The sequence below is a fragment of the Streptomyces sp. NPDC102259 genome, assembly GCF_044766465.1.
Taxonomy (GTDB): domain Bacteria; phylum Actinomycetota; class Actinomycetes; order Streptomycetales; family Streptomycetaceae; genus Streptomyces.
In genome coordinates this window covers 150,275-170,012 of the sequence record NZ_JBIWMA010000018.1, presented here as the reverse complement: position 1 = coordinate 170,012, position 19,738 = coordinate 150,275, and the positions used below count along the sequence as shown (strand labels likewise).

General features: G+C 70.7%; 17 protein-coding genes. 6 read left to right on the top strand and 11 right to left on the bottom strand.

Annotation, left to right across the window (positions count from 1 at the left end):
* Positions 1–7 precede the first annotated feature (7 nt).
* Complete coding sequence (pyk, locus tag ACIRPU_RS32830) at positions 8–1,444, bottom strand: pyruvate kinase (RefSeq protein ID WP_403873884.1); 1,437 nt, start codon at positions 1,442–1,444, stop codon at positions 8–10.
* A gap of 147 nt (positions 1,445–1,591) precedes the next feature.
* Entirely contained in the window at positions 1,592–2,293 is a 702-nt protein-coding gene (locus ACIRPU_RS32825; RefSeq protein WP_403873882.1) for an SIMPL domain-containing protein, read from the bottom strand.
* A 149-nt stretch (positions 2,294–2,442) separates the two neighbouring features.
* Here ACIRPU_RS32825 and ACIRPU_RS32820 point away from each other — a divergent pair, with 149 nt between their 5' ends.
* On the top strand, positions 2,443–4,254 hold the full coding sequence (locus tag ACIRPU_RS32820) for a bifunctional metallophosphatase/5'-nucleotidase (RefSeq protein WP_403873880.1): 1,812 nt from the start codon (positions 2,443–2,445) through the stop codon (positions 4,252–4,254).
* 133 nt (positions 4,255–4,387) lie between these two features.
* Here the strand turns inward: ACIRPU_RS32820 and ACIRPU_RS32815 are convergent, their stop codons facing one another.
* The 4 genes from ACIRPU_RS32815 to ACIRPU_RS32800 all read right to left on the bottom strand — a co-directional run bounded on the left by ACIRPU_RS32815 (position 4,388) and on the right by ACIRPU_RS32800 (position 10,658).
* Positions 4,388–5,809 (bottom strand): lysine N(6)-hydroxylase/L-ornithine N(5)-oxygenase family protein, encoded by a 1,422-nt coding sequence (locus ACIRPU_RS32815; RefSeq protein ID WP_403873878.1) that lies wholly within the window; start codon positions 5,807–5,809, stop codon positions 4,388–4,390.
* Complete coding sequence (locus ACIRPU_RS32810; protein WP_403873876.1) at positions 5,806–7,164, bottom strand: pyridoxal phosphate-dependent decarboxylase family protein; 1,359 nt, start codon at positions 7,162–7,164, stop codon at positions 5,806–5,808. Before ACIRPU_RS32810 ends, ACIRPU_RS32815 begins: the two co-directional genes overlap by 4 nt.
* A gap of 490 nt (positions 7,165–7,654) precedes the next feature.
* A complete protein-coding gene (pepN, locus tag ACIRPU_RS32805) occupies positions 7,655–10,144 on the bottom strand; it encodes an aminopeptidase N (protein WP_403873874.1) in 2,490 nt (829 codons plus the stop codon).
* 160 nt (positions 10,145–10,304) lie between these two features.
* A complete protein-coding gene (locus ACIRPU_RS32800; protein ID WP_355707167.1) occupies positions 10,305–10,658 on the bottom strand; it encodes a chorismate mutase in 354 nt (117 codons plus the stop codon).
* A 93-nt stretch (positions 10,659–10,751) separates the two neighbouring features.
* Between ACIRPU_RS32800 and ACIRPU_RS32795 the strand changes: the two genes are divergently transcribed.
* Complete coding sequence (locus tag ACIRPU_RS32795) at positions 10,752–11,645, top strand: hypothetical protein (protein ID WP_403873916.1); 894 nt, start codon at positions 10,752–10,754, stop codon at positions 11,643–11,645.
* A gap of 240 nt (positions 11,646–11,885) precedes the next feature.
* On the opposite strand, the gene ACIRPU_RS32790 is transcribed toward ACIRPU_RS32795, so the two are convergent.
* Both ACIRPU_RS32790 and ACIRPU_RS32785 read right to left on the bottom strand, forming a co-directional pair.
* A complete protein-coding gene (locus ACIRPU_RS32790) occupies positions 11,886–12,791 on the bottom strand; it encodes an SDR family oxidoreductase (RefSeq protein WP_403873871.1) in 906 nt (301 codons plus the stop codon).
* A 1-nt stretch (position 12,792) separates the two neighbouring features.
* Positions 12,793–13,533, bottom strand: coding sequence for an SDR family oxidoreductase (locus ACIRPU_RS32785; protein WP_403873868.1), 741 nt, complete (start codon positions 13,531–13,533; stop codon positions 12,793–12,795).
* A gap of 54 nt (positions 13,534–13,587) precedes the next feature.
* Here ACIRPU_RS32785 and ACIRPU_RS32780 point away from each other — a divergent pair, with 54 nt between their 5' ends.
* The 4 genes from ACIRPU_RS32780 to ACIRPU_RS32765 are packed head-to-tail and all read left to right on the top strand — an operon-like array spanning position 13,588 to position 16,949.
* The gene (locus ACIRPU_RS32780) at positions 13,588–14,346 is read left to right on the top strand and encodes an enoyl-CoA hydratase family protein (protein ID WP_355707163.1); all 759 of its coding nucleotides are present in this window, start codon (positions 13,588–13,590) and stop codon (positions 14,344–14,346) included.
* Positions 14,339–15,175 (top strand): CoA transferase subunit A, encoded by an 837-nt coding sequence (locus ACIRPU_RS32775; RefSeq protein WP_403873865.1) that lies wholly within the window; start codon positions 14,339–14,341, stop codon positions 15,173–15,175. Before ACIRPU_RS32780 ends, ACIRPU_RS32775 begins: the two co-directional genes overlap by 8 nt.
* On the top strand, positions 15,172–15,891 hold the full coding sequence (locus ACIRPU_RS32770) for a CoA-transferase subunit beta (protein ID WP_384121100.1): 720 nt from the start codon (positions 15,172–15,174) through the stop codon (positions 15,889–15,891). The genes ACIRPU_RS32775 and ACIRPU_RS32770 overlap by 4 nt, the downstream gene beginning before the upstream one ends.
* Positions 15,891–16,949 (top strand): NAD(P)H-dependent flavin oxidoreductase, encoded by a 1,059-nt coding sequence (locus ACIRPU_RS32765; RefSeq protein ID WP_403873862.1) that lies wholly within the window; start codon positions 15,891–15,893, stop codon positions 16,947–16,949. Before ACIRPU_RS32770 ends, ACIRPU_RS32765 begins: the two co-directional genes overlap by 1 nt.
* A 53-nt stretch (positions 16,950–17,002) precedes the next feature.
* Here the strand turns inward: ACIRPU_RS32765 and ACIRPU_RS32760 are convergent, their stop codons facing one another.
* The 3 genes from ACIRPU_RS32760 to ACIRPU_RS32750 are packed head-to-tail and all read right to left on the bottom strand — an operon-like array spanning position 17,003 to position 19,610.
* The gene (locus ACIRPU_RS32760) at positions 17,003–18,160 is read right to left on the bottom strand and encodes an acetyl-CoA C-acetyltransferase (protein ID WP_384121104.1); all 1,158 of its coding nucleotides are present in this window, start codon (positions 18,158–18,160) and stop codon (positions 17,003–17,005) included.
* A gap of 23 nt (positions 18,161–18,183) precedes the next feature.
* A complete protein-coding gene (locus ACIRPU_RS32755; RefSeq protein WP_355707158.1) occupies positions 18,184–18,795 on the bottom strand; it encodes a TetR/AcrR family transcriptional regulator in 612 nt (203 codons plus the stop codon).
* Positions 18,796–18,821: 26 nt separating this feature from the next.
* On the bottom strand, positions 18,822–19,610 hold the full coding sequence (locus ACIRPU_RS32750; RefSeq protein WP_403873858.1) for an SDR family oxidoreductase: 789 nt from the start codon (positions 19,608–19,610) through the stop codon (positions 18,822–18,824).
* Between the last annotated feature and the right edge of the window lie 128 nt (positions 19,611–19,738).

Here is a 19,738-nt window from a genome sequence, read left to right as displayed (position 1 = left end):
CACTCCCCTACTTGGGGCTGTCGTCCTCTCCGATGTGGTGGACGCGGACCAGGTTCGTCGCGCCCGAGATCCCGGGAGGTGAACCCGCGGTGATCACCACCACGTCACCCTTCTGGCAGCGGCCGTACCGCAGGAGCAGCTCGTCCACCTGGTCGACCATCGCGTCCGTGGAGTCCGCGTGCGGGCCGAGGAACGTCTCGACGCCCCAGGTCAGGTTCAGCTGGGAGCGGGTCGCAGGTTCGGGGGTGAAGGCGAGGAGGGGGATCGGGGAGCGGTAGCGGGAGAGGCGGCGGACGGTGTCGCCGCTCTGGGTGAAGGCGACGAGGAACTTCGCGTCGAGGAAGTCGCCGATCTCGGCGGCCGCGCGGGCGACGGCGCCGCCCTGGGTGCGGGGCTTGTTGCTTTCCGTCAGTTCGGGCAGGCCCTTGGCGAGGATGTCCTCTTCGGCCGCTTCGACGATCTTGGCCATGGTGCGGACGGTCTGGATGGCGTATTTGCCGACGCTTGTCTCGCCGGAGAGCATCACCGCGTCGGTGCCGTCGATGACCGCGTTGGCGACGTCGGAGGCTTCCGCGCGGGTGGGGCGGGAGTTCTCGATCATGGAGTCGAGCATCTGGGTGGCGACGATGACGGGTTTGGCGTTGCGCTTGGCCAGCTTGATCGCGCGCTTCTGGACGATCGGGACCTGTTCGAGGGGCATCTCGACGCCGAGGTCGCCGCGGGCCACCATGATGCCGTCGAAGGCGGCGACGATGTCGTCGATGTTCTCGACGGCCTGGGGCTTCTCGATCTTGGCGATGACGGGGAGGCGGCGGCCTTCGTCGTCCATGATGCGGTGGACGTCGAGGATGTCGCGGCCGCTGCGGACGAAGGAGAGGGCGAGGACGTCGAAGCCGGTGCGGAGCGCCCAGCGGAGGTCTTCTTCGTCCTTTTTGGAGAGGGCGGGGACGGAGACGGCGACGCCGGGGAGGTTGAGGCCCTTGTGGTCGGAGATCACGCCGCCTTCGATGACGCGGGTGTGGACGCGGGGGCCGTCGATCTCCGTTACTTCGAGGCAGACCTTGCCGTCGTCGACGAGGATGCGTTCGCCGGTGGTGACGTCGGTGGCGAGGCCGGCGTGGGTCGTGCCGCATTGCCGGCGGTCGCCCGGTACGCCTTCTTCGACGGTGATGGTGAAGGTGTCGCCGCGTTCAAGGAGTACGGGGCCTTCCGCGAAGTCGCCGAGGCGGATCTTCGGGCCTTGAAGGTCGGCGAGGAGGCCGACGCTGCGGCCGGTTTCGTCGGAGGCCTTGCGGACGCGCTGGTAGCGCTCCTCGTGCTCGGCGTGGCTGCCGTGGCTGAGGTTGAAGCGGGCTACGTCCATTCCGGCGTCGACCAGGGCTTTGATCTGGTCGTACGTGTCGGTTGCGGGGCCCAGGGTGCAGACGATTTTCGCTCGGCGCATGTTTCGAGCTTATGTCTTACCGGTGGGTAGGGAATTTGGAAGGCATGGCGGCTCAACAACCTTTGGGTGAAGGGTTGTTGTCAACTAATAAATTGTGCGGGCCGCCGCTCTGATGAGCACTTTTCCCTTTTCCTCGAATGGGTCAATTCAGAGGTGCGGTGGATTCATCGTGAACTGTGCGCTGACCTCGGCCCGGACCTGCATGCGCTGGGGTTCGAGGTCGAGGGGTTCGGGTGCCGCGGTCTCGGTGTCTGCGGCGGCCATGGAGAAGCGGACGGCGCGGCGGTCGAAGGCGGAGCGGGGGCGTCCGCTCGCTGTGCCGGTGTCGGTGAGTTCGAGGAGGGCGGCGACGGTGGTGCCGAGTGCTTCCGCGTATTCGTTGGCGCGTTGGACGGCTTCGTGTACGGCTTGCTGTCGGGCTTGGCGGTGGACGGGTGAGGTGGGGCGGAGTTCCCAGGAGGGGCCGTCGATCCTGGTGAGGTCGAGGTCGGCGAGGCGGGTGGTGAGTTCGCCGAGGGCGGTGAAGTCGTTGAGTTCGGTGGTGAGGTGAATGGTGCCGTGGTAGGTGCGGACGCGTTCGCCCCGGCCGCGGTGGGTGAGTTCGGGGGTGAGGGATACGGCGCCGGTGGAGAGGTTCTCGATGGCGTCGCCGTAGGACTTGACGAGGTCGAGGGCGGTGGTGTTGCGGCGGGTGAGGTCGTCGAGGGTGGTGCGGCGGTCGCGGCCTCGGGCGGTGATGGTGATGCCGATGCGGGCGATTTCGGGGTCGACTTCGAGTGTGGCCTCGCCGCGGACTGTGAGGAGGGGGGCCTCGGGTGTGCCGTATGGGGGATTCTGCGGGGAGGTCATACGTCCTACCTTGTCATGGCTTTCCCTGGTGCCCGGGGGGAGTTGACCGTGCTGGTCACCAGATCGCAACCTCCTGGACCTGTTGCCGTCGGTCATGCCCGGGTCAGAATCTACGCGCGTCGTTGACCTTTCCCCGAGGAGCATGAGACATGCCGTTGAATCGCCGGAAGTTCCTGAAGAAGTCCGCTGTGACCGGGGCGGGGGTGGCGATGGCGGGTGCTGCCGTGGCTCCGGCGCACGCCGCCGAGGCGAAGAAGCCGGGGAAGCCGGTCAAGCAGCCGAAGCGGTATGCGCTGACCGTGCTGGGGACGACGGACCTGCATGGTCACGTCTTCAACTGGGATTACTTCAAGGACGCGGAGTACAAGGACGCGGCCGGTAATGCGCAGGGGCTGGCGCGTATCTCGACGCTGGTGAACCAGATCCGTGCGGAGAAGGGGCGCGAGAACACGCTGCTGCTGGACGCGGGTGACACGATCCAGGGCACTCCGCTGACGTACTACTACGCGAAGGTGGACCCGATCACCGCCAAGGGTGGTCCGGTGCATCCGATGGCGCAGGCGATGAACGCGATCGGGTATGACGCGGCGGCGCTGGGCAATCACGAGTTCAACTACGGCATCGAGACGCTGCGGAAGTTCGAGTCGCAGTTGCGGTTCCCGCTGCTCGGGGCGAACGCGGTGGACGCGAAGACGCTGAAGCCGGCGTTCCAGCCGTACGTGATCAAGACGTTCTGTGTGAAGGGTGCGCCGCCGGTGAAGGTGGCCGTCCTGGGGCTGACGAACCCGGGTATCGCGATCTGGGACAAGGCGTATGTGCAGGGCAAGCTGGCGTTCCCGGGGCTGGAGGAGCAGGCGGCGAAGTGGGTGCCGAAGCTGAAGTCGCTGGGTGCGGACGTGGTGATCGTGTCGGCGCACTCGGGTTCGTCGGGTACGTCGTCGTACGGTGACCAGCTGCCGTATGTGGAGAACTCGGCGGCGTTGGTGGCGCAGCAGGTGCCGGACATCGACGCGGTTCTGGTGGGTCACGCGCATGTGGAGATCCCGGAGCTGAAGGTCGTCAACGCGAAGAGCGGGAAGACGGTGGTGTTGTCGGAGCCGTTGGCGTATGCGGAGCGGTTGTCGGTGTTCGATGTGGAGCTGGTGTTCGAGAAGGGGAAGTGGGTCGTCGAGTCCGTTTCCTCGAAGGTGTTGAACTCGAACGCGGTCGCGGACGATCCGAAGATCACGAAGTTGCTGGGTGACGAGCACGCGAAGGTCGTGGCGTATGTCAACCAGGTGGTCGGTTCGGCGACGGAGACGTTGACGACGGTGGAGGCGCGGTACAAGGACGCTCCGATCATCGACCTGATCACGAAGGTGCAGGAGGACGTCGTCAAGGCGGCGTTGGCCGGTACGTCGTATGCCTCGCTGCCGGTGATCGCGCAGGCGTCGCCGTTCTCGCGGACGTCGGAGATCCCGGCCGGTGCGGTGACGATCCGGGACCTGTCGAGCCTGTACGTGTACGACAACACGCTGGTGGCGAAGTTGATGACGGGTGCGCAGGTGCGGGCGTACCTGGAGTACTCGGCGCAGTACTTCGTGCAGACGGCGGCGGGTGCGGTGGTCGACACGGAGAAGCTGACGAACGCGGCGGGGCGTCCGGACTACAACTACGACTATGTGTCGGGTCTGGTGTACGAGATCGACATCGCGCAGGCGGCGGGTTCGCGGATCAAGAACCTGACGTTCAATGGGGCGGCGTTGGATGATGCGCAGCAGTTCGTGCTGGCGGTGAACAACTATCGGGCCAATGGTGGTGGCGCGTTCCCGCATGTGGCGTCGGCGCAGGAGTTGTGGGCGGAGTCGACGGAGATCCGTACGCGGATCTCGGAGTGGGTGACGGCGAAGGGTGTGCTGGATCCGAAGGACTTCGCGTCGGTGGACTGGAAGCTGACGCGTGACGGTACGCCGGTGTTCTAGGGGTTCTTGAGAGCTCTGTGGTTCTTGAGAGCTCTGTGGTTCTTGAGAGCTCTGTGGTTCCTGGGGCGGTGTGTGGTGCGGTGGCCTGGTCGGTCACCGTGTGCGCACCGCCCTTTTCGTGTGCTCGTGGTGTTCAGCGTCGGTCGACGAGGGGGGTGAGGGTGGGGGCTTGTCGGGCTTGGGGGACTCGGGGTTGTGGTGGTTCGAGTCCGAAGGTGGTGAAGGCGGTGCGGGTGGGGAGGGGATGGGTCTCTTTGCCGGTGAGGGTGTTGAGGATGGTGGCGCTGCGCCAGGCGGCGAGGCCGAGGTCGGGGGCGCCTACGCCGTGGGTGTGGCGTTCGGCGTTCTGGACGTAGACGTTGCAGCCGGTGGCGGTGACGGAGGGGTCGAGGACGAGGCGGAAGTGTTCGTCGACGCGGGGGCGTTCGCTGTTGTCGCGGCGGATATAGGGGTCGAGGCCGGCGAGGATGCGGTCGAGGGAGCGTTCGCGGTGGCCGGTGGCGAGGACGACGGCGTCGGTGGTGAGGCGGGTGCGGGTGTTCTGCTGGATGTGTTCGAGGTGGAGTTCGATTTTGGTGGTGGCGATGCGTCCTGCGGTGCGGACGCGGACGCCGGGGGTGAGGACGGTGTCGGGCCAGCCGCCGCCCAGGGTGCGGTCGTAGAGCTCGTCGTGGATGGCGGCGAGGGTGGTGGCGTCGATGCCTTTGTGGAGTTGCCATTGGGTGGCGGTGAGGCGGTCTCGGGTGCTTTCGGGGAGGGCGTGGAAGTAGCGGGTGTAGTCGGGGGTGAAGTGTTCGAGGCCGAGTTTGGAGTACTCCATGGGGGCGAAGGCGTGGGTGCGGCCGATCCAGTGGAGTTGTTCGTGGCCGACGGGGCGGTGGCGGAGGAGGTCGAGGAAGACTTCGGCGCCGGACTGTCCTGATCCGACGACGGTGATGTGGCCGGCGGCGAGGAGGGTGTCGCGGTGGGTGAGGTAGTCGGCGGCGTGGACGACGGGTACGGCGGGGGCGTCGGCGAGGGGGCGGAGGGCGTCGGGGATGTAGGGCTCGGTGCCGATGCCGAGGACGATGTTGCGGGTGTGGGTGCGGCCGAGGGCTTCGGCTTCGCCGTTGGTGTCGAGTTGGGTGTGGTCGACTTCGAAGACGTCGCGTTCGGGGTTCCAGCGGACGGCGTCGACCTGGTGGCGGAAGTGGAGTCCGGGGAGTTGGTCGGCGACCCAGCGGCAGTAGGTGTCGTATTCGGCGCGTGGGGTGTGGAGGCGCTCGGCGAAGTAGAAGGGGTAGAGGCGTTGGTGGGTTTTGAGGTAGTTGAGGAAGGTCCAGGGGCTGGTGGGGTCGGCGAGGGTGACGAGGTCGGCGAGGAAGGGGACTTGGACGCGGGCGCCGTCGATGAGGAGGCCGGGGTGCCAGTCGAAGCGGGGGCGTTGTTCGTAGAAGACGGCGTCGAGTTCGGCGAGGGGGTGGGCGAGGGCGGCGAGGGAGAGGTTGCAGGGGCCGATGCCGATGCCGACGAGGTCGCGGGGGGTGTCGGTGCCGGGTTGTGGGGGTGTGTTCATCGGGGGGTGTGTCCTTCCACCAGGTCGAGGAGGGCGGCCAGGTCGTGGGGGCGGGTGTGGGGGTTGAGGAGGGTGGCTTTGAGCCAGAGCCGGCCGTGGAGGCGGGCACGGCCGAGGACGGCGCGGCCTTGGGTGAGGAGGTGGCGGCGGGTGGTGGCGACGGCGGTGTCGGTGGCTCCTGTGGGGCGGAAGAGGACGGTGCTGATGGTGGGTGGGGCGTGGAGTTCGAAGCCGGGGTGTGCGGTGATGAGGTCGGCGAACTCGTGGGCGTGGGAGCAGACTTGGTCGACGAGGGCGCCGAGGCCGGTGCGGCCGAGGGTTTTGAGGGTGACGGCGATCTTGAGGGCGTCGGGGCGTCGGGTGGTGCGCAGGGAGCGGCCGAGGAGGTCGGGGAGGCCGGCTTGGGTGTCGTCGTCGGCGTTGAGGTAGTCGGCGTGGTGGTGGAGGGCGGTGAGGTCGTGTGCGTCGCGGGCGGCGAGGAGGCCGGCGGCTACGGGTTGCCAGCCGAGTTTGTGCAGGTCGAGGGTGATGGTGTGGGCGTTGTCGAGGCCGGTGAGTGCGGGGCGGTGGCGGTCGCTGAAGAGGAGGCCGCCTCCGTAGGCGGCGTCGATGTGGAGGCGGGCGCCGTGGGTGGTGGTGAGGGCGGCGATGGCGGGGAGGGGGTCGATGAGTCCGGCGTCGGTGGTGCCGGCGGTGGCGGCGACGATGAGGGGGCCGGGGAGGGTGGTGAGGGTGTGGGTGAGGGTGGTGGGGTCGAGGGTGCCGGTGGGGGTGGGGATGATCACGGGTTCGGGGAGGCCGAGGAGCCAGGCGGCGCGGGGCAGGGAGTGGTGGGCGTTGGCGCCGCAGACGAGTCGGAGGGTGGGGCCGTGGGTCTCGCGGGCGAGGAGGAGGGCGAGTTGGTTGGCTTCGGTGCCGCCGGTGGTGACGATGGCGTCGGCCATGCCGGCCTGGGCGGCGAGGGTCCGGGTGACGAGTGCCTCCAGTTCGGAGGCGGCCGGTGCCTGGTCCCAGGAGTCGAGGGAGGGGTTGAGGGTGGAGACGGCGAGGTCGGCGGCGGTGGCGACGGCGAGGGGTGGGCAGTGCAGGTGGGCGGCGCAGAGGGGGTCGGCGGGGTCGGCGGCGCCTTCGGCGAGGGCGTGGACGAGGGTGGCGAGGGCGTGGGGGTCGCCGTGTTCGGGGAGTATGTCGCCGACGGCGTGCCGTACTCGGGTGGCGACGGCTTGGGGTCCGCCCGCGGGCAGTGGTCCTCCGCGGGCCCGGGTGCCGGTGGTGAGGGCGTCGAGGACGGTGGTGAGCAACGGCCGTAGGGCGTCGGGGCCTTCGGGTCCTGAGGCGAGGGGCGGCATGCTCACGGGGGCTCCTCCGGGGCGCGGGGCGGATGGCCGCAGCGGGGAGTGTCAGCTTGTCGGGGATTGCGCGGGCGCGCCCGGAACATCCGGTGAGGGAACCCTTACGGGGGACGCGTGTGTTCCGTCCCGGTGCGGGAGATGGCACCGGGGCTGGTGTGGGCGCTGCCGGGGGCTGTGCCCCCGGGCCCCCGCTTCGGCCCTGGACGGGCCTCGTCCTCAAGCGCCGGACGGGCTGGATTTTGCCGACCGGCGCTGAGTGGCCCCGGCGGCCCGAGGCTCCCGGGCCGCCGGGGCTCTCGGGCCGGGGGCTCTCGGGCCGGGGGGCTTCCCGGGCCTCCGGGCCGACGGACCTCCGGGCCTGCGGAGCTCCGGGCCTGCGGAGCTCCCGGGCCGGCTGGGCTTCCCGGGCCGACGGGCCTGCGCCTCCGGACTCCCCGGCTCCCGGGCCGGCGGACTCCCGGACTCCCGGACTCCCGGGCTCCCGGCCGGGGCCCTACGCTCCCCTCACTCGCAGGGCGCGGGCCAGGTCGTCGAGTTGGTCGACGAGTTTGCGGCGTAGGGCCGGGATGGGGTCGGCGTCGGCGAGGCAGGCTTCGCCGAGGCGGAGGGTGTCGGGGGCGACGGCGTGGGCGGGGAAGGCCCAGCGGCCGGCGGCTTCGGCGATGGCGGGGCCCCGGCGGGCGGCGAGGGTGACGGCGTCCTGGTAGAAGCGTGGGACGTAGTCGGCGACGAGGTCGGTCTGTTCGGGCTGCCAGAAGCCCTGGGCGGTGGCGGTGAAGAGGTAGTTGGAGAGGGTGTCGTCGTCGAACATGGCGGCCCAGGCGGTGCGTTTGGCGTCCGCGTCGGGGAGGGCGGCGCGGCAGCGGGCGGCGCCTTCCTGGCCGGTGGCGGAGGGGTCGCGGTCGAGTTCGGCGGCGATGGCCCGCTCGTCGGTGGCGCCGAGGACGGCGAGGCGGGCGAGGACGCGCCAGCGCAGGTCGGGGTCGAGTTCGGGGCCGCCGGGGACGGTGCCGTCGGCGAGCCAGGCGGCGATGGTGTCGGGGTGGGCGGCGCCGTCGATGAAGTGGCGTACGGCGATGAGGCGCAGGCCGGGGTGGTCGCCGTCCTCGGTGCGGCGGATGAGGTCGCGGCAGAGGGCGGAGAGGGTGGCGACGGCGGCGGGGCGTTGTTCGGGGGTGACGTAGCGGTCGGCGACCTGTGCGGAGGCGAAGGAGAGGACGCCCTGGACGAGGGCGAGGTCGGTCTCCTTGGGGAGGTGGGCGCGGGCTGCGTCGAGGTAGGCGGTGGGGGCGAGGTCTCCGTCGCGGACGGCGTCGCGCAGGGCGTTCCAGACGACGGCGCGGGTGAGGGGGTCGGGCAGGCCGGACAGGCTGGTGCGGACGGTCTCGAAGGAGGTGGGGTCGAAGCGGACCTTGGTGTAGGTGAGGTCGCCGTCGTTGAGGAGCACCAGGGCGGGGCGTTTGCCGATGGGCTGGGGTGCGCTCTGCGGGATGTCGACTTCGAGGCGTTCGCGCAGGGTGAGGCTGCCTTCGTCGGCGAGGTCGAGGTCGTAGAGGCCGGCGGCGACGCGGTGGGGGCGGCTGCCGTGGTGGGCGACGGTGAGGGTGTGGTCGCCGTTGCTGCCGTCGAGGGTGGGGGTGAGGGTGTCGACGCCGGTGGTGCGCAGCCAGGCGTCGGCCCAGGCGTGGACGTCGCGGTCGGTGTGGGCGGCGAGGGAGTCGATGAAGTCGGCGAGGGTGGCGTTGGCGAAGCGGTGGCGGGCGAAGTGGGTGTTGATGCCGGCGAGGAAGTCCTTCTCGCCGAGCCAGGTGACGAGTTGTCGTAGGGCGGAGGCGCCCTTGGCGTAGGAGATGCCGTCGAAGTTGAGGAGGGCGGAGGCGGTGTCGTCGACGTTCTCGGGGGCGACGGGGTGGGTGGAGGGGCGTTGGTCTGCGTCGTAGCCCCAGGCTTTGCGGACGACGCCGAACTCGGTCCAGGTGTCGGTGAAGCGGGTGGCTTCGGTGAGGGTCTGGTAGCCCATGTATTCGGCGAAGGACTCGTTGAGCCAGATGTCGTCCCACCATTGGAGGGTGACGAGGTCGCCGAACCACATGTGGGCCATCTCGTGGGCGATGACCATGGCGCGGGTCTGGCGTTCGGTGTCGGTGACGGCGGAGCGGTAGACGAATTCGTCGCGGAAGGTGACGAGGCCGGGGTTCTCCATGGCGCCGGCGTTGAACTCGGGGACGAACGCCTGGTCGTAGGAGTCGAAGGGGTAGGGCTCTTCGAACTTCTCGTGGTAGCGGTCGTAGCACTGCTGGGTGATCTCGAGGAGTTCGTCGGCGTCGGCGTCGAGGTGGGGGGCGAGGGAGCGGCGGCAGTGGAGGCCGAAGGGGAGTCCGTGGTGTTCGGTGCGCACGGAGTGCCAGGGGCCGGCGGCGACGGCGACGAGGTAGGTGGAGATGAGGGGGGTGGGGGCGGCCTGCCAGCGGCCTTCGCCGAGGTGTTCGGTGATGCCGTTGGCGAGGACGGTCCAGGTTTCGGGGGCCTTGACGGTCAGCTCGAAGACGGACTTGAGGTCGGGCTGGTCGAAGGCGGCGAAGACGCGTTGGACGTCTTCCATGAACAGCTGGGTGTAGAGGTAGGTCTCGCCGTCGGTGGGGTCGGTGAAGCGGTGCATGCCTTCGCCGGTGCGGGAGTAGCGCATGCTCGCCCGGACGCGCAGTTCGTGGTCGCCGGCGGTGAGGTTCTCGAGGGAGAGCCGGTTGTCGTCGAGCGTCTCGGGGTCGAGGGGCTCGCCGTCGAGGGTGACGGAGTGCAGGGTTGCGGGCCTGAGCTCGACGAAGGTGTCCCCGTTGGCGCGCGCGGCGAACCGGATGACGGTGCTGGACTCGAAGGTCTCGTCGCCGGTCGTCAGGTCGAGCTCGATGGTGTAGCGGTGGACGTCGAGGAGCTGGGCACGGCTCTGCGCTTCGTCGCGCGTCAGTACGGACATGAACGACATGCTGCCTGATGCCGCTGGCCGGGCACAGGGGCGGATCGGTATGTACCCGATGTCCCTTCTCGCGCCGGAGCGCCGTTCCGGTGGCGTGGCGGGGCGGGCGCGGCGGGTGGTGCTGACCTGCCGCGTCCGTCCGGTTACCGGCAGTAGCGCGGCCCGCGGGTCAGTTGGTTGTGGGGGCGGGGCCGTTGACGGTGTCCTCGGCGATGCGCTCGTGGTGGCGGATCACTTCGGCGATGATGAAGTTGAGGAACTTCTCGGCGAACGCGGGGTCGAGTTTGGCGTTCTCGGCGAGGGTGCGCAGCCGGGCGATCTGGCGGGCTTCGCGGGCCTGGTCGGCGGGCGGCAGCTGGTGGCGGGCCTTGAGGTGGCCGACCTGCTGGGTGGCTTTGAAGCGCTCGGCGAGCATGTGGACGACGGCCGCGTCGATGTTGTCGATGCTGTTGCGCAGCCGGTCGAGCTCCTCGCGGACGGCGGGGTCGACGTCTCCGGGTCCGGGGGTGTTGCTGGTGGTCATGGGCGTTCACCCTAGTGCGTCCGCGGGGCCCGCCTCGGGGGTGGCCTGCCCTTACAGTGGAATGGGGTGCTCGGCGTCTTGGGGGTAGCGGGCGTGGCGAACGGCGGGCCGGTCGAGCACGGGTATCCGCACCTGGAGACGGTGCGGGGGGCTGTCACGGCGTTGTACAGGCGGTTGTCGTACGACACCATTCATCAGTTCACGTCGAGTGTGGTTCCGGCGGATGTGGCGTTCTGTGACACGGACGATCTGCATCTGGGGGTGCAGCGGGTGGCGCGTGAGCTGGTGCGGCATTTCCGGTTGCCTCAGGCGCGGATGATCGTGGCGTTCCGTGCGATGGAGCATGCGGCGAACGTCGAACTCACGGCGGGTCCGGAGTACTTCGTGGAGTTGAACGACCGGTTCCGTACGCATCGGCGGGACATCGGCGCGGCGCTGGCGCACGAGATCATGCATGTCTATCTGCATCGTGTGGGGCTGTCGTTCCCGGGGACGCGGGACAACGAGATCCTGACGGACACGGCGACGACGTATCTGGGGGCGGGCTGGCTGCTGCTGGACGCGTACCGGGAGGACGCGGCGTCCTCGCAGAAGCTGGGGTATCTGACTCCGGAGGAGTTCGGGTATGTGCTGGCGAAGCGGTCGCTGGTGTTCGGTGAGGATCCGTCGGTGTGGTTCACGAGTGCGCAGGCGTACACGGCGTACGGGCGGGGTCTTGAGCGGGCCCGGCACGACGAGCGGCAGCCTCCGTTGACGGCGGCGGGCTGGGTGGGGCGGCGGCGTTACGCGCGTGATCGTCGGCATGCGCAGGAGGACCGGTCGGCGGCGTCCTCGGACGGCGCGTACAGCTTCGTTCCGGATGCGCCGGGGGCGCTGCGGGTGACGTTCCCTTGTCCGACCTGTCACCAGCGGATCAGGGTGCCGGTGCGGGGGCGGGTCCGGGCGCGGTGCGCGTTGTGCCGGACGGTGCTGGAGTGCGACACGTAGGGGGTCTTTCGGGGAGGGCTCCACCGGGGGGCTTCCCAGGGGGCTCTACCCGGGGGACTTCCCGGGGGGCTCCACCCGGGGGAGGCTTCCCGGGGGGGGGCTCTTCCCGGGGGGGGCTCTTCCCGGGGGGGCTCTTCCCGGGGGGGCTCTTCCCGGGGGAGGCTTCCCGGGGGAGGCTTCCCGGGGGAGGCTTCCCGGGGGAGGCTTCCCGGGAGGGGGCTTGGGGGTGGGCTCGGGTGTTCATGCTCCGTAGACGGTGCCCGGTGTCGTCGTGTGCGTCAGGAGTTTCCGCACGGCCTCTCCCGCTTCGGCGGGGGTCCATCGTGCTTCCTTGTCGGTGGTGGGCCCCGGCCGCCAGCCCTCCATGACGGTGATGCGTCCGCCGTCGGCCTCGAAGACGCGTCCGGTGACGCCCTGGCTCGCGGCGGAGCCGAGCCAGACGACCAGCGGGGAGACGTTCTCGGGGGCCATCGTGTCGAAGCCGTTCTCGGGGGCGGCCATGGTCGTGGCGAAGGTGCGTTCGGTCATGCGGGTGCGGGCGGCGGGTGCGATCGCGTTGACCTGGACGCCGTAGCGGGCGAGTTCGGCGGCGGCGACGAGTGTCAGGGCGACGATCCCGGCTTTCGCGGCGCTGTAGTTGCCCTGTCCGACGGAGCCGAGCAGTCCCGCGCCGCTGCTGGTGTTGATGATGCGGGCGGTGGGCGGGCGGCCGGCCTTGGTCTCGGCGCGCCAGTGTGCGGCGGCGTGTTTGAGGGTGAGGAAGTGGCCTGTGAGGTGGACGCGCAGGACGGCGTCCCAGTCGTCGTCGGCCAGGTTGACGAGCATGCGGTCGCGCAGGAAGCCGGCGTTGTTGACGAGGGTGTCGAGGCGGCCGTACGTGTCCAGGGCGGCGTCGACGAGGGTCGCGGCGCCTTCGGGGGTGGCGATGTCCGCGCCGTGTGCGATCGCTTCGCCCCCGGCCGCGCGGATCTCGTCCACGACCTGTCCGGCGGGGCTGTGGGGGCCGGGTGTGCCGTCGAGGCCGACGCCGAGGTCGTTGACGACGACCCGGGCGCCCTCGGCGGCGAACGCGAGGGCGTGGGCGCGTCCGAGGCCGCGTCCCGCGCCGGTGACGACGACGACGCGCCGGTGGCAGATTCCGCTCATCTCACGTCTCCTTGTTGGCGGTCGCGGCGTCGAGGAAGGCGGGCCGTTCGCCGCCTCCGTGCAGGAGCAGGCTCGCCCCGCTGATGTAGCGGGCGGCGTCGGAGGCGAGGAAGACGGCTGCCGCGCCCACGTCGGCGGGGAGGGCGAGCCGGCCGAGCGGGACGGTGCGGGCGACGGCTTCGACGCCGTCCTCGGCGCCGTAGTGGAGGTGGCTCAGTTCGGTGCGGACCATGCCGACGACGAGGGTGTTCACGCGTACCTCCGGCGCCCATTCGACGGCCATGGAGCGGGCGAGGTTCTCCAGGCCGGCCTTGGCCGCGCCGTAGGCGGCCGAGCCGGGTGAGGGGCGGCTGCCGCTGACGCTGCCGATCATCACGATGGAGCCGTTCGCGTGCTTGAGGTGGTCGTAGGCGGCGAGGGACACGGTCAGTGGTGCGAGGAGGTTGAGTTCGATCACGCGCGCGTGCCGTTGGGCGTCGGCGTGTGCGAGGGGACGGTAGGGGGCGCCGCCCGCGTTGTTGACGAGGATGTCGAGCCGGGGCAGGTCGGTGAAGAAGCGTTGTACGGCGTCGGCGTCCCGGACGTCGAGCGGGGTGAACTCGGCGGTGTCGAGGGGGTGTTCCGGTGGTCTGCGGGCGCAGACCACGACGTGGGCGCCCGCGCGTGCGAGGGAGCGTGCGATGCCGGCGCCCACTCCGCGGGTGCCGCCGGTGACGACGGCGACCTTCCCGTCCAGCTCCATTCGCTGCTACCTTCCACCTAACAAACGTTTGGTGGAAAGGTAGCTGATGCTTCCATGGGTGTCTCCACCTCGTCCCCCGAAAAGGGGATTTCCGAGACGACCGTCGACGTCCCGCCCGTCAACGCGCTGACGGTGGACGACTGGTTCGCGCTGGCCGACGCGGTGCGCACGGCCGGCCGCGACCCGCAGACCCGGTGCGTGGTGCTGACCGCCGGAGGCCGTGGGTTCAACGCGGGCGTGGACATCAAGGAGATACGGGCGCGGGGGCGGTCGGCGCTGGTCGGCGCCAACCGCGGCTGCTTCGAGGCGTTCGCGGCGGTGTACGAGTGCGAGGTCCCGGTGGTCGCGGCGGTGCACGGTTTCTGTCTGGGCGGCGGCATCGGTCTGGTCGGGAACGCGGACGTGATCGTGGCGAGCGAGGACGCCGTGTTCGGGCTGCCCGAGCTGGACCGGGGCGCGCTCGGGGCGGCCACCCATCTTGCCCGGCTGGTCCCCCAGCACCTGATGCGGGCCCTGTACTACACCTCACGCACCGTCACCGCGGCCGAGCTGCACGCGCACGGATCGGTGTGGCGGGTGGTCCCACGCGACGGGCTGCGCGCCGCGGCGCTGGAACTGGCGCGCGAGATAGCCGCCAAGGACGGCGAGCTGCTGCGGCTCGCCAAGGCGGCGATCAACGGCATCGACCCGGTCGACGTGCGCCGCAGCTACCGCTTCGAGCAGGGCTTCACCTTCGAGGCGAACGTCTCCGGGGTGGCCGACCGGGTCCGGGACGCCTTCGGCGGGGAGAGGGACGGGGGCAGGCGTGGGTGACAAGACGATGACCGCCGAGGAGGCGGTCGCCCGGCTGCGCAGCGGCATGACCCTCGGCATCGGCGGCTGGGGCTCCCGCCGTAAGCCGATGGCGCTGGTCAGGGCGCTGCTCCGGTCGGAGATCACCGACCTCACCGTCGTGTCGTACGGCGGTCCGGACGTCGGGATGCTCGCCGCGGCCGGCCGGATCCGGAAGCTGGTGGCCGCGTTCGTCACCCTCGACTCGATCCCGCTGGAGCCGCACTACCGCGCGGCCCGCGAGCGCGGGGCCTTCGAGCTGACGGAGGTCGACGAGGCGATGTTCATGTGGGGTCTGCGCGCGGCCGCGAACCGGCTGCCCTTCCTGCCGGTGCGGGCGGGGATCGGCTCGGACGTGATGCGGGTCAACCCCGGTCTGCGGACGGTGACTTCGCCGTACGAGGACCAGGAGACGTTCGTGGCGATGCCGGCCCTGCGGCTGGACGCGGCCCTGGTGCACGTCAACCGGGCCGACCGGCTGGGCAACGGGCAGTACCTGGGCCCGGACCCGTACTTCGACGACCTCTTCTGCGAGGCGGCGGACACGGCGTACGTCAGCTGCGAACAGGTTGTCGACACCGCCGAGTTGACGAAGGCGGCGGCGCCGCAGTCGCTGCTGATCAAGCGGCACACGGTGACGGGTGTGATCGAGGCCCCGAACGGGGCGCACTTCACGTCCTGCGCCCCCGACTACGGCCGGGACGAGGCGTTCCAGAAACGGTACGCGACGACGCCCTGGCCCGAGTTCGCGGCGCGGTTCCTCGCCGGGGACGAGCAGGCGTACCGGTCGGCGGCCGGGGAGGAGTCATGAGCGGGGTGACGCGCGCCGAGTACTGCGTGATCGCCTGTGCGGAGGCGTGGCGCGGCGCGGGCGAGATCCTGGCCAGTCCCATGGGCCTGATCCCCTCCGTCGGCGCCCGTCTCGCCCGGCGCACCTTCGCGCCGGACCTGCTGCTGACCGACGGCGAGGCGCTGCTCGTCGGTCTCGACGGCGCCGTCGAGGGCTGGCTGCCGTACCGGCAGCACCTGGCGCTGGTCACCGGGGGCCGGCGGCACGTGATGATGGGCGCGAGCCAGATCGACCGGTACGGCAACCAGAACATCTCCTGCATCGGCGACTGGGCGAAGCCCACGCGGCAGTTGCTCGGGGTGCGGGGCGCGCCGGTCAACACCCTGAACAACCCGACGAGTTACTGGGTGCCGAGGCACTCCCGGCGGGTCTTCGTCGAGCGGGTCGACATGGTGTGCGGGGTCGGGTACGACCGTGCGGCCGGCGCGCGCCACCACCGCATCCCGCGGGTCGTCTCCGACCTCGGGGTCTTCGACTTCGCCACCCCGGACCGGTCGATGCGGCTGGCCTCGCTGCATCCCGGGGTGAGTGTCGGACAGGTCCGGGAGGCGACGGGGTTCGAGCTCGTGGTCCCGGACGAGGTGTCGCGCACCCGTGAACCGACGGCGGAGGAACTGCGTCTGATCCGCGAGGTGATCGACCCGGAGAGCACCCGGGCCCGGGAGGTCTCCCTCTGATGGAGACGGCGCTCACCCGGCTGGTCGGGGTCCGTCACCCGATCGTGCAGACCGGGATGGGATGGGTGGCGGGCCCGCGCCTGGTGTCGGCGGCGGCGGACGCGGGGGCGCTGGGCGTCCTGGCCTCGGCGACCATGACCGTCGACGGGTTGCGGGCGGCGGTGCGCGAGGTGCGCTCGCGCACGCGGGCGCCGTTCGGGGTCAATCTGCGGGCCGACGCGGCGGACGCCGGCGACCGGGTGCGGATCATCCTGGACGAGGGCGTGCGGGTCGCGTCCTTCGCGCTCGCGCCCTCCCCGGAGCTGATCGCCGAGCTCAAGGAGGGGGGTGTCGTCGTCATCCCGTCCGTCGGGGCCCGCCGGCATGCCGAGAAGGTCGCCGCGTGGGGTGCGGACGCGGTGATCGTGCAGGGCGGGGAGGGGGGCGGACACACCGGGGACGTGGCGACGACGGTACTGCTGCCGCAGGTGGTGGACGCCGTGGACATCCCGGTCGTGGCGGCGGGCGGCTTCTTCGACGGGCGGGGGCTGGTGGCGGCGCTGGCGTACGGGGCGGCCGGGGTCGCGATGGGCACCCGGTTCCTGCTCACCTCGGACTCGCCGGTCCCGGACGCGGTGAAGGCGCGGTACCTGGCGGCGACGGTCCGGGACGTCACCGTCACCCGGGCGGTGGACGGCCTCCCGCACCGCATGCTGCGCACCGCGCTGGTCGACGCCCTGGAGGACGCCGGCCGGGCCAGGGCCCTGGTGCGGGCGGTGCGTCACGCGGCCGGCTTCCGGAAGCTGTCCGGTCTGACCTGGCGGGAGATGGTCCGCGACGGCCTGGCGCTGCGCCACGGCAAGGACCTCGCCTGGAGTCAGGTACTGCTCGCCGCGAACACGCCGATGATGCTCAGGTCCGCGATGGTGGAGGGGCGCACGGACGCGGGGGTGATGGCCGCCGGGCAGGTCGCCGGGGTGATCGACGACCTGCCGTCGTGCGCGGAGCTGGTGGCGAGGATCATGCGGGAGGCGGACGAGGCGTTCAGCTCCCTGGACCGGCTCAGAGCCTCTCGGTGAGCATCACCCGCACCGTCGTCACAGCCTCTCGGTGAGCGTCGCCCGCGCGGTCCTCACAGCCTTTCGATGATCGTCACGTTGGCCTGGCCGCCGCCCTCGCACATCGTTTGCAGGCCGAACCGGCCGCCGGTGCGTTCCAGTTCGTGCAGCAGGGTGGTCATCAGCTTGGCGCCGGTCGCGCCGAGCGGGTGACCGAGGGCGATCGCGCCGCCGTTGACGTTGACCCTCTCGGGGTCCGCGCCGGTCTCCTTCAGCCAGGCCAGGACGACAGGCGCGAACGCCTCGTTGATCTCGACGAGGTCGATGTCGTGGATCGACAGCCCGGTCTTCTTCAGGGCGTGCGCGGTGGCCGGGATCGGAGCCGTCAGCATGCGGATCGGGTCCTCGCCGCGGACGGAGAGGTGGTGCACGCGCGCGCGTGGCGTCAGGCCGTGCTCGCGCACCGCCCGTTCCGAGGCCAGCAGCAGGGCCGCCGCGCCGTCGGAGACCTGCGAGGAGCAGGCGGCGGTGACGGTCCCGCCGTCGATGACGGGCTTCAGCGCGGCCATCTTCTCCAGGGAGGTGTCCCGGCGCGGCCCCTCGTCGGCGGTGACCTGCCCGTGGGCGACGGTCTCGCGCGCGAAGCGGCCCTCGTCGATCGCGCGCGCGGCCCGGCGGTGCGAGCGCAGGGCGAACTCCTCCTGGTCCTGGCGGCTGATGCCCCATTTCGCGGCGATCATCTCGGCGCCGGCGAACTGGTTCACCGGCCGGTCCCCGTACCGGGCCCGCCAGCCCTCGCTGCCCGCGAAGGGGCCCTGAGTGAAGCCGAGGGGCTCGGCGGCCTGCCGGGTGGCGTAGGCGATCGGGATCTGCGACATGTTCTGCACGCCGCCCGCGACCACCAGGTCCTGGGTGCCGGACAGCACGCCCTGCGCGGCGAAGTGCACGGCCTGCTGCGAGGAGCCGCACTGCCGGTCCACGGTCACGCCCGGCACCTCCTCGGGCAGCCCGGCGGCCAGCCAGCAGGTGCGCGCGATGTCCCCGGCCTGCGGTCCGACCGCGTCCAGGCAGCCGAAGACGACGTCCTCGACGGCGGCCGGGTCGATTCCGGCCCGCGCGACGAGTTCCTTGAGCACATGCGCGCCCAGGTCGGCCGGATGGACCGTGCTCAGTCCTCCTCCGCGCCGCCCGACGGGCGTACGGACCGCTTCGACGATATAGGCCTCGGCCATGGCAACTCCCTCACAGGAAAGGGCTATTCACGTACGGCGATCCCGTCCAGCACCATCGACAGGTACTGCCGGGCGATCTCCTCCGGGCTGTGCTGTCCGCCGGGCCGGTACCAGGACGCGGCGACCCACACGGTGTCGCGGACGAACCGGTAGGCGAGGCGGATGTCGAGGTCGGTGCGGAAGTCCCGGTCCGTGACGCCGCGCTCCAGCGTGGACAGCCACGCCTTCTCGAACCGGCGCTGCGACTCGGCGAGGAACGCGAACCGTTCCTGCGTCACGAGCTGCTTGCTCTCCTTCTGGTAGATCGCGACGGCTGCGCGGTGCCGGTCGATCTCCCGGAAGGACTCGGTGACGAGGGCCGCGAGTGTCTCCCGGGGTCCGAGCTCGGCGCCCAGGACGGTGTCGTAGCCGTCCCAGAGCTCGTCGAGGAAGGTCCGCAGGATCTCCTCGAGCATCGACTCCTTGGAGTCGAAGTGGTAGTAGAGGCTGCCCGCGAGCATGCCCGCGTGGTCGGCGATCTTCCGGACGGTGGTGGCGTTGTAGCCCTGTTCGGCGAAGACCTCGGCGGCGGTGTCGAGGAGTTCGCGGCGACGCGCGGGCGCCGCGGTCACCTGGGGCTTCTTCTTGGTCGGCACGGACACATTGTGGTCTGCTCCGGCCGTCAGGCGTGCTGGCCGCTGACGGAGACGACCTCGCCCGTCATGTACGAGGAGTAGTCCGACGCCAGGAACACGATCACGTTGGCCACCTCCCAGGGTTCGGCGTACCGACCGAAGGCCTCCCGGGCGGTGAGTTCCTCCAGGAGTTCGGCCGAGGTCACCTTCACCAGGTGCGGGTGCATGGCGAGGCTGGGCGAGACGGCGTTGACGCGTACGCCGTATTCGGCCGCCTCGATCGCCGCGCACCGGGTCAGCGCCATCACGCCCGCCTTCGCGGCGGCGTAGTGGGCCTGTCCGGCCTGGGCGCGCCAGCCGACGACGGAGGCGTTGTTGACGACGACTCCCCCGCCGGACTCCCGCATGAGCCGCAGGGCGGCGCGGGTGCAGCGGAAGGTGCCGTTGAGCGTGACGTCCAGGACGCGTGACCACTGCTCGTCGGTCATGTCGACGAGTTCCGCGGTCCCGCCGAGGCCCGCGTTGTTGACGACGACGTCCAGCCGCCCGTGTTCTCGTACGGCCGTGTCGAACAGGGCCCGCACCTGGCTGTCGTCGGTGACGTCGCACGGCAGGGCGGCGACCGACGCCGCGCCGAACTCCTCGGCCAGTTCGGCCTGGTACGCCTTGAGGCGCCGCGCGTGGGCGTCGCTGATCAGCACGCGCGCGCCCTCCTCCAGGAAGCGGCGCGCGGTCGCTCCGCCGATGCCCGCGCCGGCCGCCGCGGTGATCACGGCGCTGCGGCCGTCGAGCAGCGCGTGCCCGGGAACGTACGGCGGACCCTCGACGTTCGTCATGACGGCACGCTAACCTACCAAACACTTGTTAGGGAAGAACGCGCGCGCAAGAACGCACACGTGACGACGCACGCATGACGACACACGCGTGACGACACACGCCCAAGGACCCGCACCGAGGACGCAGA

What these genes read in the sequence shown, in the direction of transcription:
- ACIRPU_RS32800 (WP_355707167.1), bottom strand. Translation starts at nt 10,658, where the DNA reads ATGACCACCAGCAACACCCCCGGACCCGGAGACGTCGACCCCGCCGTC.
- ACIRPU_RS32770 (WP_384121100.1), top strand. Translation starts at nt 15,172, where the DNA reads ATGAGCGGGGTGACGCGCGCCGAGTACTGCGTGATCGCCTGTGCGGAG.
- ACIRPU_RS32750 (WP_403873858.1), bottom strand. Translation starts at nt 19,610, where the DNA reads ATGACGAACGTCGAGGGTCCGCCGTACGTTCCCGGGCACGCGCTGCTC.
- ACIRPU_RS32790 (WP_403873871.1), bottom strand. Translation starts at nt 12,791, where the DNA reads ATGAGCGGAATCTGCCACCGGCGCGTCGTCGTCGTCACCGGCGCGGGA.
- ACIRPU_RS32820 (WP_403873880.1), top strand. Translation starts at nt 2,443, where the DNA reads ATGCCGTTGAATCGCCGGAAGTTCCTGAAGAAGTCCGCTGTGACCGGG.
- pyk (WP_403873884.1), bottom strand. Translation starts at nt 1,444, where the DNA reads ATGCGCCGAGCGAAAATCGTCTGCACCCTGGGCCCCGCAACCGACACG.
- ACIRPU_RS32765 (WP_403873862.1), top strand. Translation starts at nt 15,891, where the DNA reads ATGGAGACGGCGCTCACCCGGCTGGTCGGGGTCCGTCACCCGATCGTG.
- ACIRPU_RS32780 (WP_355707163.1), top strand. Translation starts at nt 13,588, where the DNA reads ATGGGTGTCTCCACCTCGTCCCCCGAAAAGGGGATTTCCGAGACGACC.
- ACIRPU_RS32760 (WP_384121104.1), bottom strand. Translation starts at nt 18,160, where the DNA reads ATGGCCGAGGCCTATATCGTCGAAGCGGTCCGTACGCCCGTCGGGCGG.
- ACIRPU_RS32825 (WP_403873882.1), bottom strand. Translation starts at nt 2,293, where the DNA reads ATGACCTCCCCGCAGAATCCCCCATACGGCACACCCGAGGCCCCCCTC.
- ACIRPU_RS32785 (WP_403873868.1), bottom strand. Translation starts at nt 13,533, where the DNA reads ATGGAGCTGGACGGGAAGGTCGCCGTCGTCACCGGCGGCACCCGCGGA.
- pepN (WP_403873874.1), bottom strand. Translation starts at nt 10,144, where the DNA reads ATGTCGTTCATGTCCGTACTGACGCGCGACGAAGCGCAGAGCCGTGCC.
- ACIRPU_RS32815 (WP_403873878.1), bottom strand. Translation starts at nt 5,809, where the DNA reads ATGAACACACCCCCACAACCCGGCACCGACACCCCCCGCGACCTCGTC.